The organism is Micromonospora sp. WMMD987 (genome assembly GCF_029581435.1).
GTDB classification, from domain to species: Bacteria; Actinomycetota; Actinomycetes; order Mycobacteriales; family Micromonosporaceae; genus Micromonospora; species Micromonospora rifamycinica.
On record NZ_CP120861.1, the window covers coordinates 166,925 to 182,643 of the forward strand.

The 15,719-nt window shown below is 73.9% G+C and carries 13 protein-coding genes; 6 read left to right on the top strand and 7 right to left on the bottom strand.

Going from position 1 to position 15,719, the window contains the following annotated elements:
- Window positions 1–89: 89 nt before the first annotated feature.
- Window positions 90–3,284 (top strand): UvrD-helicase domain-containing protein, encoded by a 3,195-nt coding sequence (locus O7612_RS00660; protein WP_282269499.1) that lies wholly within the window; start codon window positions 90–92, stop codon window positions 3,282–3,284.
- 143 nt (window positions 3,285–3,427) lie between these two features.
- Here O7612_RS00660 and O7612_RS00665 read toward each other — a convergent pair whose 3' ends face one another.
- Window positions 3,428–4,165: an A24 family peptidase gene (locus tag O7612_RS00665; RefSeq protein ID WP_282269501.1), complete on the bottom strand. Its 738-nt coding sequence runs from the start codon at window positions 4,163–4,165 to the stop codon at window positions 3,428–3,430.
- A 37-nt stretch (window positions 4,166–4,202) separates the two neighbouring features.
- On the bottom strand, window positions 4,203–5,177 hold the full coding sequence (locus O7612_RS00670; protein ID WP_282269503.1) for an EamA family transporter: 975 nt from the start codon (window positions 5,175–5,177) through the stop codon (window positions 4,203–4,205).
- 76 nt (window positions 5,178–5,253) lie between these two features.
- On the opposite strand from O7612_RS00670, the gene O7612_RS00675 reads away from it, so the two are divergent.
- The 3 genes from O7612_RS00675 (at window position 5,254) to O7612_RS00685 (ending at window position 9,327) form a co-directional block, all read left to right on the top strand.
- Window positions 5,254–5,853 carry a hypothetical protein gene (locus tag O7612_RS00675; RefSeq protein ID WP_282269505.1) on the top strand — a complete coding sequence of 200 codons (600 nt, stop codon included), beginning with the start codon at window positions 5,254–5,256 and terminating at the stop codon, window positions 5,851–5,853.
- A 136-nt stretch (window positions 5,854–5,989) separates the two neighbouring features.
- Window positions 5,990–7,819, top strand: coding sequence for a hypothetical protein (locus tag O7612_RS00680; protein ID WP_282269507.1), 1,830 nt, complete (start codon window positions 5,990–5,992; stop codon window positions 7,817–7,819).
- 263 nt (window positions 7,820–8,082) lie between these two features.
- On the top strand, window positions 8,083–9,327 hold the full coding sequence (locus tag O7612_RS00685; protein ID WP_282269509.1) for an ATP-binding protein: 1,245 nt from the start codon (window positions 8,083–8,085) through the stop codon (window positions 9,325–9,327).
- 8 nt (window positions 9,328–9,335) lie between these two features.
- Here O7612_RS00685 and O7612_RS00690 read toward each other — a convergent pair whose 3' ends face one another.
- Window positions 9,336–9,881, bottom strand: a complete 546-nt coding sequence (locus tag O7612_RS00690) for an N-acetyltransferase (RefSeq protein WP_282269511.1) — start codon at window positions 9,879–9,881, stop codon at window positions 9,336–9,338.
- 204 nt (window positions 9,882–10,085) lie between these two features.
- Here O7612_RS00690 and O7612_RS00695 point away from each other — a divergent pair, with 204 nt between their 5' ends.
- On the top strand, window positions 10,086–10,631 hold the full coding sequence (locus O7612_RS00695; RefSeq protein WP_282269512.1) for a DoxX family protein: 546 nt from the start codon (window positions 10,086–10,088) through the stop codon (window positions 10,629–10,631).
- A 204-nt stretch (window positions 10,632–10,835) separates the two neighbouring features.
- A complete protein-coding gene (locus tag O7612_RS00700) occupies window positions 10,836–12,275 on the top strand; it encodes a glycosyltransferase 87 family protein (protein ID WP_282269513.1) in 1,440 nt (479 codons plus the stop codon).
- Window positions 12,276–12,399: 124 nt separating this feature from the next.
- Here O7612_RS00700 and O7612_RS00705 read toward each other — a convergent pair whose 3' ends face one another.
- The 4 genes from O7612_RS00705 to moaC form a co-directional block, all read right to left on the bottom strand.
- Complete coding sequence (locus tag O7612_RS00705; protein WP_282269515.1) at window positions 12,400–12,831, bottom strand: molybdenum cofactor biosynthesis protein MoaE; 432 nt, start codon at window positions 12,829–12,831, stop codon at window positions 12,400–12,402.
- Window positions 12,828–14,069 (bottom strand): molybdopterin molybdotransferase MoeA, encoded by a 1,242-nt coding sequence (locus O7612_RS00710; RefSeq protein WP_282269517.1) that lies wholly within the window; start codon window positions 14,067–14,069, stop codon window positions 12,828–12,830. The genes O7612_RS00705 and O7612_RS00710 overlap by 4 nt, the downstream gene beginning before the upstream one ends.
- A 146-nt stretch (window positions 14,070–14,215) precedes the next feature.
- The gene (locus tag O7612_RS00715; protein ID WP_282269520.1) at window positions 14,216–14,686 is read right to left on the bottom strand and encodes a MogA/MoaB family molybdenum cofactor biosynthesis protein; all 471 of its coding nucleotides are present in this window, start codon (window positions 14,684–14,686) and stop codon (window positions 14,216–14,218) included.
- A complete protein-coding gene (gene moaC / locus O7612_RS00720; protein WP_282269522.1) occupies window positions 14,683–15,174 on the bottom strand; it encodes a cyclic pyranopterin monophosphate synthase MoaC in 492 nt (163 codons plus the stop codon). Before moaC ends, O7612_RS00715 begins: the two co-directional genes overlap by 4 nt.
- Window positions 15,175–15,719 lie beyond the last annotated feature (545 nt).

Sequence of the window (15,719 nt, forward strand, 5' to 3'; positions counted from 1 at the left end):
CCGGCGGGTGGAGTCCAGCACCGGATTGCCCTCCTCACGCGTACGCGTGGCGGCAGGCGGGTAGTGGACCGGCCGTGACAGGATGCGGCGTGCCTCCGTTCAACGCCGCTCCCCCTGGTGGCGTCCCGCCGTTCGTCGCGGACCTGCACATCCACTCGAAGTACTCCCGCGCGTGCAGCCGCGATCTCACCCTGCCCAATCTCGGTTGGTGGGCCAGACGCAAGGGCATCGGGGTGCTCGGCACCGGGGACTTCACCCATCCCGCCTGGTACGACCACCTGCGGGAGACCCTGCAACCCGCCGAGCCCGGCCTGTACCGGCTCGGCCCGGAGGCCGAGGCGGACATCGCCCGGCGGCTGCCGCCCCGGCTGGCCGACGCCGCGGAGGCCGACCCGGTCCGGTTCATGCTGAGCGTGGAGATCTCCACCATCTACAAGCGGGACGACCGGACCCGCAAGGTGCACCACCTGATCTACCTGCCCGACCTGGACGCGGTGGCCCGGTTCAACACCGCGCTGGGCAGGATCGGCAACCTCGGCTCGGACGGCCGGCCGATCCTCGGCCTGGACTCCCGGGACCTGCTGGAGATCACCCTCGACGCCAGCGAAGACGGCTACCTGGTGCCGGCGCACATCTGGACGCCGTGGTTCTCCGCGCTCGGCTCGAAGTCCGGCTTCGACGCGATCGCCGACTGCTACGCCGACCTGGCCGGGCACGTCTTCGCGGTGGAGACCGGGCTCTCCTCCGACCCGGCGATGAACTGGCGGGTCGGCAGCCTGGACCGTTACCGGCTGGTCTCCAACTCCGACGCGCACTCCCCGCCGGCCCTGGCCCGGGAGGCCACCGTCTTCTCGTCGGCCCGTGACTACTTCGCCATCCGGGACGCGCTGCGGACCGGGGACGGGCTGGCCGGGACGATCGAGTTCTTCCCCGAGGAGGGCAAGTACCACGCCGACGGGCACCGGCTCTGCGGCGTCAACTGGTCGCCGGAGCGGACCCGGGCGGCCGGCGGACGCTGCCCGGAGTGCGGCAAGCCGCTGACCGTGGGGGTGCTCAGCCGGGTCGAGGAGCTGGCCGACCGGCCCGACGGGCACCGCCCGGAGCACGCCCGCGAGGTGACCCACCTGGTGCCGCTGGCCGAGATCCTCGGTGAGATCAACAAGGTGGGGCCCCGGTCCAAGAAGGTCGAGGGGAAGCTCAACGAGCTGGTCGCCGCGCTCGGCCCGGAGCTGGAGATCCTCACCCGTACCCCGGTCGACGAGATCGGCCGGGTCGGCGGGGAGCTGCTCGCCGAGGGCATCGGCCGACTGCGCCGGGGCGACGTGCGCCGGGTGCCCGGCTACGACGGCGAGTACGGCGTGATCACCCTCTTCGACCCGGCCGAGCTGGGCGGGGCCGCCGGCTCGGGGCAGGAGACGCTGTTCGACGTACCGGTGCCGGCGCAGCGCAGGCCGACGGAGCCGGCGGCGAAACCGAAGACCCGGCGACCGGCGGCGGCGAAGGCCGACCCGAAGCCGAAGCCCGCACCGGCCCCGCCGCCCCCACCGATCGCCTCGACCCCCTCGCCGCACGAGCCGTTCGAGCCGATGCTCGCCGGGATGGAGGAGGTCGGCACCGGCCTGCTGGATCGGTTGGACGCGATGCAGCGGGTGGCCGCCTCCGCGCCGGGCGGCCCGTTGCTGATCGTGGCCGGGCCCGGTACCGGCAAGACCCGGACGCTGACCCACCGGATCGCCTACCTCTGTGCCGAGCTGAACGTCTTCCCCGAACAGTGCCTGGCGATCACCTTCACCCGGCGGGCCGCCGAGGAACTGCGGCACCGGCTCGACGGGCTGCTCGGCCCGGTCGCCGAGGACGTCACCGTCGGCACCTTCCACGCGCTCGGGCTGAGCATCCTGCGGGAGAACGCCGGAGCGGCCGGCCTGCCGGAGGGTTTCCGGATCGCCGACGACGCCGAGCGGGCGGCGGCCCGGTCGGAGGCCGGCGACGACCCGGCCCGCTACACGGCGCTGCTGCGCAAGCAGGACCTGGTCGACCTGGACGAGCTGCTCACCCTGCCGGTCGCGTTGCTCCAGGGCGACAAGAAGCTGGTCCGGGAGTACCGGGAACGCTGGCGGTGGATCTTCGTCGACGAGTACCAGGACGTCGACCCCGTCCAGTACGACCTGCTGCGGCTGCTCAGCCCCGCCGACGGCAACCTCTGCGCGATCGGCGACCCGGACCAGGCGATCTACTCGTTCCGGGGTGCCGACGTCGGCTACTTCCTGCGGTTCTCCGAGGACTTCACCGACGCCCGGCTGGTCCGGCTCAACCGCAACTACCGCTCGTCCGCGCCGATCCTGGCCGCCGCCGTACAGGCCATCGCGCCGTCGTCGCTGGTCCGGGGCCGCCGGCTCGACCCGGCCCGGCTCGACCCGGAGGCCCCGCTGGTCGGCCGCTACCCGGCGGCGTCCGTCGCCGACGAGGCCGACTTCGTGGTACGCACCGTCGACGACATGGTCGGCGGCCTCTCCCACCGGTCGTTGGACTCGGGGCGCATCGACGGCCGGGCCACCACCCTGTCCTTCTCCGACATCGCGGTGCTCTACCGCACCGACGCGCAGGCCGCCCCGATCGTGGACGCCCTGGCCAGGGCCAACATCCCCGTGCAGAAGCGGTCCCACGACCGGCTCCGGGACCGGCCCGGTGTCCTCGCGATCGCCCGGGAACTGCGGCACGCCGACGGTCTGGCCGGTGGGTTGCCCGCCCGGGTCCGGCTCGCCGGCCAGGTGCTCGCCGAACGGTTCGCCGCACCCACCCTGGACGCCGCCGGCACGGTCCGCCCCGAGGACGTCCGCACCGCCGTCGACCTGCTCACCCCGCTGGCCCGACGCTGCGGCGACGACCTGGAACTCTTCCTCGCCCAGCTCGCCACCGGGGCCGAGGTGGACGCGCTGGACCCGCGCGCCGAGGCGGTCACCCTGCTCACCCTGCACGCCGCGAAGGGGCTGGAGTTCCCGGTGGTCTTCCTGGTCGGCGTCGAGGACGGCCTGCTGCCGCTGCGCTGGCCCGGATCGACACCCGACGACGACGCGATCGCCGAGGAACGGCGGTTGTTCTTCGTCGGGCTGACCCGCGCCCAGGACCGCCTCTACGTCAGTCACGCCGCCCGCCGGGTACGCCACGGCACGGAACGCGACTGTCGACCGTCACCGTTCCTGGACGTCGTCGACCCGGGGCTGTTCGAACGGTTCGGCGAGGCCGAGCCGCGCCGGCCGAAGGACCGCCAGCTCCGCCTGATCTGACACCCCCGCGTCGGGATGGCCCGCTGGTAGATCTTGGTGGGAAACGGCCCCCGGGAGGGCCGAAATCTTCCAAGATCCACCTTGCCTCCCTCGGGCGCGGCAGAGCCGGGCCGGAGTGGAGGGTCCGGCGGCGGGGGCGCCGGTCAGGTGAGGAGGACGGCGAGCCAGGCGCCGGCGAGCAGGGCGGGGCCGAAGGGCAGCGCGGTGTCCCGGCGTACCCGCCCGGCGGCCAGCAGCGCCAGCACCAGCACCCCGTTGAGCAGGTGCGGCAGGAACAGGCCGAGCCAGACGGTGGGCCAGCCCAGCCAGCCCAGCGGCAGGCCGAGCGCCGCCGCCAGCTTCACGTCCCCGAAGCCGAGCCGGGACCGGGGCAGCAGCGCCAACACCACGTACAGCAGGCCGGAGAGCGCGGCCCCGACCAGCGCGAGGAGCAGGCGGCCCGGGGTGCCGGCGGCGACGGCCGCACCGGCCAGGGCGACACCGCCGCCGAGGGCCGCCGCGCCGACCAGCGGGTCGGGTAGCCGCAGGCTGGTCACGTCCACCACCGCCAGCACCAGGCCCACGGCTGCCACCAGCAGGAACGCCGGTAGGGCCGGCTCGGCCCCCCGCACGGCGGCCAACCCGCCGAAGACCACCGCCCCCACCACCGCCACCCCGACCGGTACGACGCGGAGCGACCCGGCGGGGACAGCCGGGACGGCAGCGGCAGGCGCGACGGTGACGTGCGCGGTCGGTGGCGGGGTGGGATCCGGCGGGGCGGAAGGAGGGAAGGCGCGGGCGGTCCGGGGCGCGGCGAGGCCGACCAGGGCACCGAGCGTCGCCACGGCCGCCACCAGACCGGCAGGTGCCGCGGCTGCGGTCACCAGGATGGCGTACGTCACGGGGGAGTCTCCGGGCCGACGGGCACGGCACCCGACGCTACCGGCGCGACGACACGGTGACCGCCCCGCGACCGGTCACCCGGCGGGGCCGTTCGGTGGTCACCACCAGCGCCACGCCGGCCACGATCACCGCACCGCCGAACAGCACCTGGCCGGTGATCGGCTCGGCCACCAGCAGCGCGCCCAGGGCCACCGCCACCACCGGGTTCACGTAGGCGTAGGTGGAGGCCAGCGAGATGGGGGCGTGGGCCAGCAACCAGACGTACGCGGTGAAGGCCACCAGCGAGCCGGCCACCGTCAGGTACGCCAGGGCGAGCCAGGAACGGGTCGTCACCTGGCCCGGGGAGAATCCCCGCAGTTCGCCGCGAGCCAGGGCCAGCACGACGAGCACCACCGCCCCGGCGAACATCTCGTAGACGGTGGCGACGAACGGGTCGGCGGGCATCCGCAGCCGGTTGGACAGGAACGACCCCACCGACCAGCAGGTGGCCGCCGCGACCACGGTGAGCGCCCCGACCAACGGCACCGCACCGGAACCGCCCCGGGGCAGCACCAGCAGCACCAGTCCGAGGAAACCCAGCGTCACCCCGGCGAAGGTCCATCCCGGCGGGCGGTCCCCGGTGACCGTACGCAACAGCACCACCAGGAGCGGGACGGTGGCCACCAGCAGCGCGGCGATCCCCGACGGCACCGCCACGCCGGGCGGCCCGGACTCGGCCAGCACCACCAGGCCGTTACCCCCGGCGAGCAGCAGCACCCCGACCAGCGCGGCGGAGCCGAACTGTCGACGGTCGACCCGCAGCGCGCCCGGACCCCGGCGGAGCCGGAGGACGACCGCCAGTACCAGCGCGGCAGTGCCGAAGCGGGCCGCGGCGGAACCGAGCGAGGGCACCGACTCCACCACGACCCGGATCCCGAGGTAGGTGGAACCCCACAGGACGTAGACCAGGATCAGTGCGATCCAGATCAGGGCGGGCCGGGCGGGTGTCGCGGCCGAGGAAGGTGAGGTCATCGCGGGACCACGCTACGGTGACCACGTCGACGGCGTCCTTCGGATGGTCGGCATCTCGGCACGCGGGAGGACGGGCATGGCGAACTACGGACCACCGGGTGGTTCCCCGGAGCCGTGGGGTGGGCGACGCCCGGACGACCGGTGGGGGCCACCCGGGCCGGGGGAGTACGCGTCCACCGAGCGGTACCCGCCGGGTGCGTCCGGGGCGCACCCGGGCGACCCGACGTCGGGGCGCGGGCGCGGTTCGCTGATCACGGTGCTGGTCGTGCTCGCGGTGCTGGTTGTCGGCGGCGGCGCCCTGTGGTACCTGTACGGAAGCGGTGACGAGTCGCCGACCCCGACCGACGCCGTGCTGCCGACCTCACCCGTCGAGCCCGACCCGGCGACCACCGGTCCGGCAGCCACCACCCCCGCCCCCGCCTCGTCGGCCGATCCGCGTTTCGTCGAGGCGGGTCAGTGCGTCCGCAACGAGGGTGTGGTCGGCGGCAAACCGAAGCTGATGATCACCGAGTGTGTCCCGAAGACGTACGAGGTACTACGCCGTTTCGACGGGGCGACCAGTGGTGAAAGGGATGCCGAGGCGAAGTGCGCCAAGGTTGAGGGCTACACCAACTGGTACTTCTTCGACAGCGAGCTGGACACCCTCGACTTCGTCCTCTGCCTGAAGCAGCGCTGAGCCCACCCCTGGGGGAAAAATGTCAACCTTCGGCCCATCCACCTCCGGCCGCCCCGACGGGGATCCCCGGCCGCCGGCTCCCGACCCAGAGCCACCCACCGCGCCCCTCCCGCCCGCCGACCCGGAGCCGCCCACGATGCCTGTCGTCCCTTCCGGGTCGGAGCAGCCCACCGAGGGAATCCCGGCCGACCCGGAGCCACCGACGGCTCCGATCTCCCACGACCCGGCCGAGCCTCCGACCGCCCCCCTCGCCGGTAAGCAGGACGAGCCCCCGACCGCTCCGATCTCCGCACCGCCGCCGCACCCCGGCGACGAGCCGGAGACCGCCGTCATCCCGGGCGAGCCGGAGACCGTCGTCATCCCGCCGGGTTCGCCGGCCACCGCCGACGAGACGCCGACCACTGCGATGCCGCCGTCTCCCCCGGACCCGGCCGACGAACCGGCCACCGCAGCGATTCCTGGTGCCACGGACGACCAACCGACCGAACCCGTGGCCACCACGGCGGCCGGGGCGACGACCGGCCCCGGGTCCGGCTCGGCCGAGGCGGTGACGGCACCGATCCGGTCAGCGGAGGCGGAGGCACCGACCGTGCCCGGGTTGCGGGAGGCGGACGAGCCGCCCACGACCCTCCTCCCGGGTACGGAAGAGCCGCCGACCACGGCGTTGGCCGCGTCGTCGCCGGAACCGGCGACGACGCCCTTCTCGGCCAACCCGCCGGAACCCCCGACCGCACCCCTCTCCGCTACGCCACCGGAGCCACCGACCGCACCCCTCTCCGCTACGCCACCGGAGCCACCGACGGCACCGATCTGGGCTGGTCCGGCCGAACCACCCACCGCACCGATCTCGACTCCACCGGAACCACCGACGGCTCCCCTCGCCGCCGAACCCCCCACCGCACCCATCGCCGCCGAACCCCCCACCGCACCGATCTCAGCTCCACCGGAGCCTCCGACCACCCGGCTGCCGGTGTCCGGGGCCGGGCAGCCGGCCACCACCCAGATGCCCACGTCAGGAGCCGGGTACCCGCCCACCAGCCAACTACCGTCCTCCGGAGCCGGCTACCCCCCACCGTCCTCCGGGGCCGGCTACCCGCCACCTACCTCCGGAGCCGGCTACCCGCCACCTACCTCCGGGGCCGGATACCCGCCGCCGGACACCTATCTGCCCCCGACCGGCCAGCCGGCGGCTCCCTCGGGAGCCGGCTATCCGCCGCCGGGGCCGTTCCCGCCCGCCGGGCCGACCGCCGCACCGGCAGCCGGGGCGTTCGGCGCACCGCCCGCCGGGACATTCGGCGCGGCGGCGTCCCCGCCGCCGGCCGGCTTCCCCCAGCAGTCGTCCCCGCCGGGCTTCCCGGGACAGGCCGCACCCTCATCCGGCTTCCCGGGACAGGCCGCACCCCCGCCCGGCTTCCCGGGACAGGCCCCGCCCCCGCCCAACTTCCCGGGACAGGCCATGCCGGGCTTCCCGCCGCCGAGCGGGCCACCGGCGAAGGGCCGGGGTGGTCGGATCGCGTTGATCATCGGCCTGGTGGTGTTCCTGCTGCTCTGCCCGTGCCTGGGGGTTGCCGGCTGGTTCTTCCTGGCGTCCGATGACAACGCCGACCCGGCACCGGTGGCGAGCACGTCCACCGCGCCGACCGAGAACGGGCCGACAGAGGGGCCGACGGACGGGCCGACGGAACCGAGCGCCGAACCGACGACCGCCGAGCCGACCCCGGCCCAGACCCGGGCAGCGGACCAGATCACCAAGGGTGACTGTGTCGTCAACGACGGCACGGCCAACGACGCCGACCTGCGCAAGGTGCCGTGCGGTCCGGACACCTACGAGGTGCTGCTGCGGATCCCGGCCTCCACCAACGGGGAGCGGTGCCGGTCGTTGGCACCGGGATCGAACGCCAACTACGTGCACGACAACTCGGTGGACCTCTTCGATTACGTGCTCTGCCTGCGCAAAAAGAGCTGAACAGGCGAATCTGCGGCTGTCTAGCGTGGATGCTAGACAGCCGCAGATTCGCTTCGAGACCGGCATCGCACCGGTGCCGGGGCAGACCACAGGCGGACCAGCGGGCCGGGCCGACACCGGCGGGGGCGGACGGGCCGGGCGGTGGACGGCCCGGGTGGGCCACCCGGGTCGACAACGTCAGCGGTCGCGGTCCGCAGACACGCCGGTAGCCCCGTCTACGCACGTCTAGGCCGACGGCTAGACCGCCCGATACTGTGCGAGGCGTGGATCCGGTCCGCAACCCGTACGCCCCGGGTGCCGGTCAGCGCCCGCCCGAACTCGCCGGGCGGGGGCGGGAGCTGGACGTCTTCGACGTGGTGCTGGAACGGATCGCCCGAGGTCGCCCCGAACGCAGCCTGATGCTCACCGGCCTGCGGGGTGTCGGCAAGACGGTCCTGTTGAACACGTTGCGCTCGCAGGCGATCAACAAGCTCTGGGGCACCGGCAAGATCGAGGCCCGGCCGGACCAGTCCCTGCGCCGGCCGATCGCCGCCGCGCTGCACATGGCGGTCCGCGAGCTGGCCCCCCGGCACCGCGCGCCGGACCGGATCGACACCTTCCTCGGCGTGCTCAAGGCGTTCGGGCAACGTGGTGCGCCGGCCACCGGGCGGGCCGGCGCGGCCCCCCGGCTGCGGGACCGCTGGCAGCCCGGCATCGACGTGCCGGCCAGCAGCGGTCGGGCCGACTCGGGCGACATCGAGATCGACCTGGTGGAGCTGCTCACCGACGCGGCGGCGATCGCCGGGGACGTGGGCACCGGGGTCGCCGTGTTCATCGACGAGATGCAGGACCTCGGCGCGGAGGACGTCTCGGCGCTCTGCGCGGCCTGTCACGAGCTGTCCCAGCTCGGTGCCCCGCTGATCGTGGTCGGCGCGGGGCTGCCGCACCTGCCGGCGGTGCTCAGCGCCGCCAAGTCGTACTCGGAGCGGCTGTTCCGCTATCTGCGGATCGACCGGCTGGACCGGATCGCCGCCGACCGGGCGCTCTGCGCACCGGCCGGACGGGAACAGGTCGAGTACGAGCAGAAGGCCCTCGACCTGCTCTACGAGGCCTCCGGCGGCTACCCGTACTTCGTCCAGGCGTACGGGAAGGCGACCTGGGACCATGCTCCCCGGTCACCGGTCACGGACGCGGACGTCCGGGTCGCCGCGCCCGAGGCGGAGGCAGAGCTGGCGGTCGGTTTCTTCGGATCCCGGTTCGAGCGGGCCACCCCGGCCGAACGCGAGTACATGCGGGCGATGGCGGTCCTCTCCCCGGTGGCGGGTGAGGTCGACGGCGGTGGGCGGGACGACATGGACGCCGCCGTGTCGACCGCCGAGATCGCCCGCGCGCTGGGGCGCAAGCCGGCCAGCCTCTCCCCGGCGCGGGACGCGCTGATCAAGAAGGGGCTGATCTACTCCGGGGAACGCGGCACGGTCGCCTTCACCGTCCCGCACTTCGGCCGCTACCTGCGTACCCAACCGGCCTGACGGGGCGGTCAGACCCGGGACCAGGGCGGGGGGAAGACCACCTCACCGCGCGGTGGCGGCGGCGCGTGGCTGACCTCGGGCGGCAGCACCAACGCCTGCCACGGTTCCCCCAGCCCCGACCAGGGGCTGACCAGCCCCATCCGGTCCGCCCGGCTGAAGCCGAAACGCCGGTAGTACGCCGGGTCGCCGAGCACCACCACCAGCCGTTCGCCCAACTCGGTGGCGGCTTCCAGAGCGGCCTGCACCACCGCGGTACCGTGCCCGGCCCGCTGCCGGTGCGGCGCCACCGCCACCGGGCCGAGCACCAGCGCGTCGACCCGCGCCCGGTCGGCCTCGACCCGGACCCGGGTGAGCAGCGCGTACCCCACCACCTCGCCGCCGTACTCGGCGACCATCGCCAGCTCCGGCAGCCACGACGCGCTGCCGCGCAGCTCGTCCACCAGCGTGACCTCACCGGGGGTGGTGCCGTCGGGACGGGCGAAGGCGGCAGCCAGCACCCGGCGGACCGGGCCGGCGTCGGCCGTGCCCTCGGGGCGCAACCGCAGGGTCGTCATCCGCGCGACGTTACCGGTCGGGGCCGGTCCATCAGCGACGGTCGCGCCGCTCGGCGTGGCGGGCCGATCGCGTCCACCGGCCCGGATCCGCGACCCGACCGGGTGGGGATCGACGACGCGGACCGGTCCGGACCAGCGGTAACCGGACGCTCCGGATCAGCCGTTGCCCGGATAGCAGGGGTGCCGACGGGGTATGACTGAGCCATGAAACCCGTGCGCTCCCTCGCCCGTGTCATGTTGAGCGGCATCTTCGTGGTCAGCGGCGCCCGCAACTTCCAACACCCCCAGCGGCTCGTCCCGGCGGCCAGGCCGGTCACCGACCGGGTCGCCCCGCTGATCCAGCGGGCCGCACCGCAGTTGCCCACCGACACCGAAACGTTGATCCGCGCCAACGCCGCCGTGCAGTTCGCCGCCGGCCTGATGCTGGCCACCGGAAAGTTCACCCGGCCCGCCGCGCTGGTGCTCGCCGGCACGCTGGTGCCCACCACCGCCGCCGGTCACCCGTTCTGGGACGACGACGACCCGGCGAGGCGGAACAACAACCAGGTCCACTTCCTGAAGAACCTCGGGCTCTTCGGGGGCCTGCTGCTCGCCGCCGCCGACACCGAGGGGAAGCCGGGCCTGCGTTGGCGGGCCGGGCACCGCATCGGCCACTCCCGACGTTCGGTCGGTCGTGCGGTGCGTACCGCGCGGCGGGAGGCCCGGATCGCCGTCCGGTCCGCTGCCGCCGCCCGTCGACTTCCCGGCTGACCTGCGTCGATTCGGTCGCCACCCCCCGCAAGGCCACGAATTACCTGAACCGCCCGACACCCGTTAACGCGGTGGAAATGTCAAAAACTGGTGTGGGATCGGACACGGTCGGATAACGCGGGAGGCAGCAACGTGAGGCGCCGTTCTAGGCTCCCTACCGGACCTGGACGGGTAGGACGACCTTGGTACGGGGGTGGCCACGGTATGCCGACGACCGTCGGTAGACGTGCGGACCGCCTCGCCCCAGTCCGTCGCGCAACGCGTGGGATCGATCGTAGGACAGTCGTACGGACCGGCATCGTGGCCGCCGTCGCCTATGCCGCATGGCTCGCCATCGGTGCTTTCGGGCGGCCGTACAACTTCTTCGACATGAAGATCTACCACGGCGCGGTGGTGTGGTGGGCGAGCGGGCACGAGTTGTACGAGTTCATCGCGCCCACCACCACCCTGGGCTTCACCTACCCACCCTTCGCCGCACTGGCCATGCTGCCGATGGCCCGCCTGCCGATCGAGGCGGCCGGGTGGATCAACGCGGCCGGCAGCATCGCCGCGCTGGCGGTGGTCCTCGCCGCGCTGCTGCGGCCGATCGTCGACCGGCTCGGCTGGCCGCTCTGGTTCACCGTGGCCATCGCCACCCCGATGGCCACGGCCATCGAACCGGTCCGGGAGACCCTGGGGTACGGCCAGGTCAACCTGCTCCTGTTCGCATTGATCATGGCCGACCTGGTGGGGCTGCGCTGGCGTTCCCGGCGGGGCACCCACGGGCGTGACACCGACGGCCCGTTCCTGCGGCTGCTCTACAGCGGGTCCTGGGCGGGCGTGGGCATCGGCCTGGCCACCGCCGTCAAGCTCACCCCGGCGCTGTTCATCGCCTACCTGCTGATCACCCGGCAGTGGCGGGTCGCCGCCACCGCCGTCGGCACCACCATCGGCGTCACCCTGGGCAGCTTCGCCCTGGTGGGCACCGAGTCGCGGGCCTACTTCGGCGGGGTGCTGTGGCAGACCGAACGGGTCGGTGCCGCCGACATGACCCCCAACCAGTCGCTGGCCGGTCTGCTGGCCCGGCTCTACGACTCGATCGAGACGCCCGGCCTGCTCTGGCTGGCCTTCTCGGTGCTGGTCCTGGCCCTCGGGCTGTCCCGGGCCGCCAACGCCCGCGCCGACGGCGACGAGTTGACCGCGTTCACCCTGGTCGGGCTGACCGCCAACGTGATCAGCCCGATCTCCTGGTCGCACCACCTGGTCTGGGTCATCCCGGCGATCATCGTGCTCGCCGACGCCGCCGTACGCCGCCGCGAGGCGAGCCGGGGGCTGTCCCTGCGCACCGGCCAGCAGTCTTTCGGCGGGCCGCCCGGGGTGAACGGCCTGCGTCCGCCGATCTGGTACCCGACGCTGACCGGGCTGCGGCACGGGGCAGCGGCGGTCGGGTTGTACCTGCTCTTCCTGATCTCGCCGATCTGGCCGTACGAGCACAAGCTGCCCGAGGTGTCCCACTACCAGAACGGCCTGTTCGGCGCGCTGATGGAGAACTCGCTGGCGTTGGCGTTGATCGTCCTGGTCGCCGCCCTGCCCTGGCGTCCCGGTGCCGAGCCCGCCTTCTACGCCGACCGGCCGGCCCGCGCCGCCGTGACTGGTCGCCGCTGACCCCACCCGCCGCCACCGCCACAGCCGGTAGCCCGCAAAACCGCCACAGCCGGTGGCCCGCCGACACCGCCGTGGCCGGTCGCCGCTGACACCGCCCGCGCTGCCGGGCGTCGTCATGCCGCGGTCAGGGGCAGTTGACCCACTCCTCGGTGCCGTCGGCGAAGACCTGCCGCTTCCAGATCGGCAGTCGCGCCTTCACCTCGTCGACCAGCCGGGCACAGGCCGCGAAGGCCGCCGCCCGGTGTGCCGTGCTGACCGCCGCCACCAGCGCCACGTCACCGATGTCGAGCCGGCCGATCCGGTGCGACACCGCCACCGCGTAGACCTCGGGGTCGGCGGCGATCTCGGCGGCCACCGCGCGCAGCGTCTCGACGGCGCTCGGGTGCCCCTCGTATTCCAGCAGGGTGACCGGCCGACCGTGGTCGTGGTCGCGGACCACACCCTGGAAGGAGACCACCGCGCCGGCCCGGCGGTCGGCGACCGCGGCCTCGTGCGCGGCCAGGTCCAGCGGCTGGTCGGTGACGGTGAGCAGCTCCGTCGACGGTCCGGCGCTCACCACGTACGCTCCCCGGGCAGCAACGGCAGCGGCACCACCGGCACCCGGGATCCGACCTCGCCGGAGGTGCCCGGCCGGATCACCGCGAACCCGTCCGCGCCGGCCAGTCCGCGCAGCATCGCCGACCCGACGTGCCGGACCGGGTGCGCGGTGCCGGCGGCCCGGTCCAGCCGCACCAGGGCCAGGTGCGTGTAGTCCCCCCGACCGGGCACCGGCCCGGCGAGAGTCGCCTGCGGTAGCGCCGGCAGCGCCCGACCCTGGAGGCCGGCGAGCAGGGGCGCGACCAGCGACACCAGCGCGACGATCGCGGACTGCGGGTTGCCCGGCAGCCCGGCGACGAAACGCACCCGCCCGTCGGCGTCGACCAGCCGGGCCAGCAGCATCGGGAAGCCGGGCCGGACGGCGACCGTGTTGACCACGTGGTCGGCGCCGAGCGCCTCCAACGCGGGATGCAGGTGATCGACCGGGCCGTGCATGGTGCCGCCGGTGGTGCAGACCAGGTCGGCCCCGGCCAGCGCCCCGCGCAGGGCGGCCACGTGGGCGGGCAGGGTGTCCGCCACCGGGCCGACCACGTCGGAGGGCCGCACCTGGCAGCCGTAGCGGCGCAGCCAGGAGGGTACGGCGGGACCGAGCGCGTCGCGGACCCGCCCCGAACCGGGCGGGCCGGCGGTGAGCAGCTCGTCGCCGAAGACCAGCAGCGCGGCACGGGGCTGGCGGCGGACCCGGAGCTGGTCGTGGCCGCAGGAGGCGGCCAGCCCGATCAACGCCGGGTCGACCGGGGTGCCGGCCGGCAGCAGCTCCTCGCCGGCTACCGCCTCCTCACCCGGCTCACGCCACTCCGGACTGGGGCGGGGCGTGCCGGTCACCCGCCCGTCCGGGGTACGCGTCGAATCCTCGATCCGCAGGATGGCGGTCGTCCCGGCGGGGACCATCGCGCCGGTGGCGATCTCGACGGTGGTGCCGTCGGCGGTCAGCCCGGTCGGGGTGTGCCCGGCGAGCACCCGCCCGAGGACGTCCCACGGACCGGCCCCGCGCACCGCCCAGCCGTCCACGCTGGAGGTGGGGAAGGCGGGCAGGTCGGTCCGGGTGGTCAACGGCTCGGCCAGGGTGTACCCGTCGGCGTCGGCCAGTGCCCGGCCCACCGTGGGCAGGGCGGCGGCCAGGCCGACCGCGTACACCCGGGAACGGGCCTCGTCCCAGCCGGCCGGCGGCGGTGCGGCGACGGTTTCCGTGCTCACCGGGTCGGCCTCCGTTCGGACGGGACGCGGTGCTCCGCGTTCACCCCCGCGAGCCTATCGCCGCCGCCTCCCACCGCGGTCAGTGGTCGCCGCGCAGTTGGTCAGGGCTGCCGCCACCCGCGGCAGGTCGCCGCCGGGGCGGCCGGTCAGTGGTCGCCGCCGCGCAGCTGGTCCACCGCGTGGCCGAGGATCGGCCCGAGCACGGCCAACCCGTCCTGCGCGCCGCCCCGCGACCCGGGCAGGTTGACCACCAGCATCCGGCCCAGCACCCCGGCCAGCCCCCGGGACAGTGCCGAGGTGGGCACCCGGTCCCGGCTGTACGCGCGGATCGCCTCGGCGATGCCGGGGATCTCGTGGTCGAGCAGCGCCCGGGTCACCTCCGGGGTCCGGTCGGTGGGGGTTATGCCGGTGCCGCCGCTGGTCAGCACCACGTCGATCCCGTCGGCGTGGGCGGCCCGCAGTGCCTCGGCGACCGGTTCGCCGTCGGGCACCACCACCGGCTCGTCGACCTGGCAGCCCAGCTCGCGCAGGCCGGTGACGAGCAGCGGGCCGCTGGTGTCGGCGTACACCCCGGCGGCGGCCCGGTTGGACGCCACGACGACCCGGGCGCGGATCACGGCCGGTCCCGCGGGCGTACCCACTCGCCGGTCTTGCCGCCGGTCTTGCGCACCACCCGGACCGCGTCCACGGCGGCGGCCGGGTCGACCGCCTTGACCATGTCGATCAGGGCCAGCCCGGCGACGGCGACGGCGGTCAGCGCCTCCATCTCCACCCCGGTGCGGTCGGCGGTGCGCGCCGTGGCGGTGATCTCGACGGTGTCGTCGGTGAGCCGTAGGTCGACGGTGACGCCGTGCAGGGCGATCGGATGGCAGAGCGGGATCAGGTCGGGGGTGCGCTTGGCGCCCATGATGCCGGCGATCCGGCCGACGGCCAGCGCGTCGCCCTTGGGCAGCCCGTCGCGGCGCAGCAGCTCCACCACCTCGACGGTGGTGCGCAGCCGCCCGGCGGCCACGGCTACCCGACCGGACACCGGCTTGGCGGAGACGTCGACCATGCGGGCCGCACCCGCGGCGTCCACGTGGCTGAGCTGCGCGGGATCGGTCACGCTCGCCAGCCTAACGGTCGGGTCCGACCGGGGCGTACGTCCGGTTCGGGAGGATCGCACCGGGCGATGGGGAGCAAAAGGGTCGACGCCCTGCCGGACGATTCTTGATCCATCGTTCATCGTCGATTTCATCGGTCGCCACTAATAGGTTCTCCGCAGCCGGGGAGAGGGGGAAACACCATCACATCGGGGACCGGACACGGGAACGTCACCGCCGAGAAACCCTACGTCGCGCCCTGACCGCGAATCGCCGACCTCCACGTCGATGGCCGGTGGCACCATAGCGCCGACACGACTACCCTGCGTTCCGCAATCGGGTGATCCGTCGCACTCCCACGCCGGCCACCTCGAAGGAACCGAAACCGCCACCCCTCGCCCGATGTCGCAAAGCCGGTCGCTGCACCATTATCTAGCGTTAACGAGAACCGTCCGGAGCACTCAGCAGTCCGTTTCCCCACGGAAACAGAAAGTCACCAAGCTCCACTCAATTCTCATCTATCGCTCATAGTTACATTTATACCTCCAAAATCGGCCTAACCGCCCTT

What these genes read in the sequence shown, in the direction of transcription:
- O7612_RS00680 (WP_282269507.1), top strand. Translation starts at nt 5,990, where the DNA reads ATGCCTGTCGTCCCTTCCGGGTCGGAGCAGCCCACCGAGGGAATCCCG.
- O7612_RS00690 (WP_282269511.1), bottom strand. Translation starts at nt 9,881, where the DNA reads ATGACGACCCTGCGGTTGCGCCCCGAGGGCACGGCCGACGCCGGCCCG.
- O7612_RS00700 (WP_282269513.1), top strand. Translation starts at nt 10,836, where the DNA reads ATGCCGACGACCGTCGGTAGACGTGCGGACCGCCTCGCCCCAGTCCGT.
- O7612_RS00695 (WP_282269512.1), top strand. Translation starts at nt 10,086, where the DNA reads ATGAAACCCGTGCGCTCCCTCGCCCGTGTCATGTTGAGCGGCATCTTC.
- O7612_RS00670 (WP_282269503.1), bottom strand. Translation starts at nt 5,177, where the DNA reads ATGACCTCACCTTCCTCGGCCGCGACACCCGCCCGGCCCGCCCTGATC.
- O7612_RS00675 (WP_282269505.1), top strand. Translation starts at nt 5,254, where the DNA reads ATGGCGAACTACGGACCACCGGGTGGTTCCCCGGAGCCGTGGGGTGGG.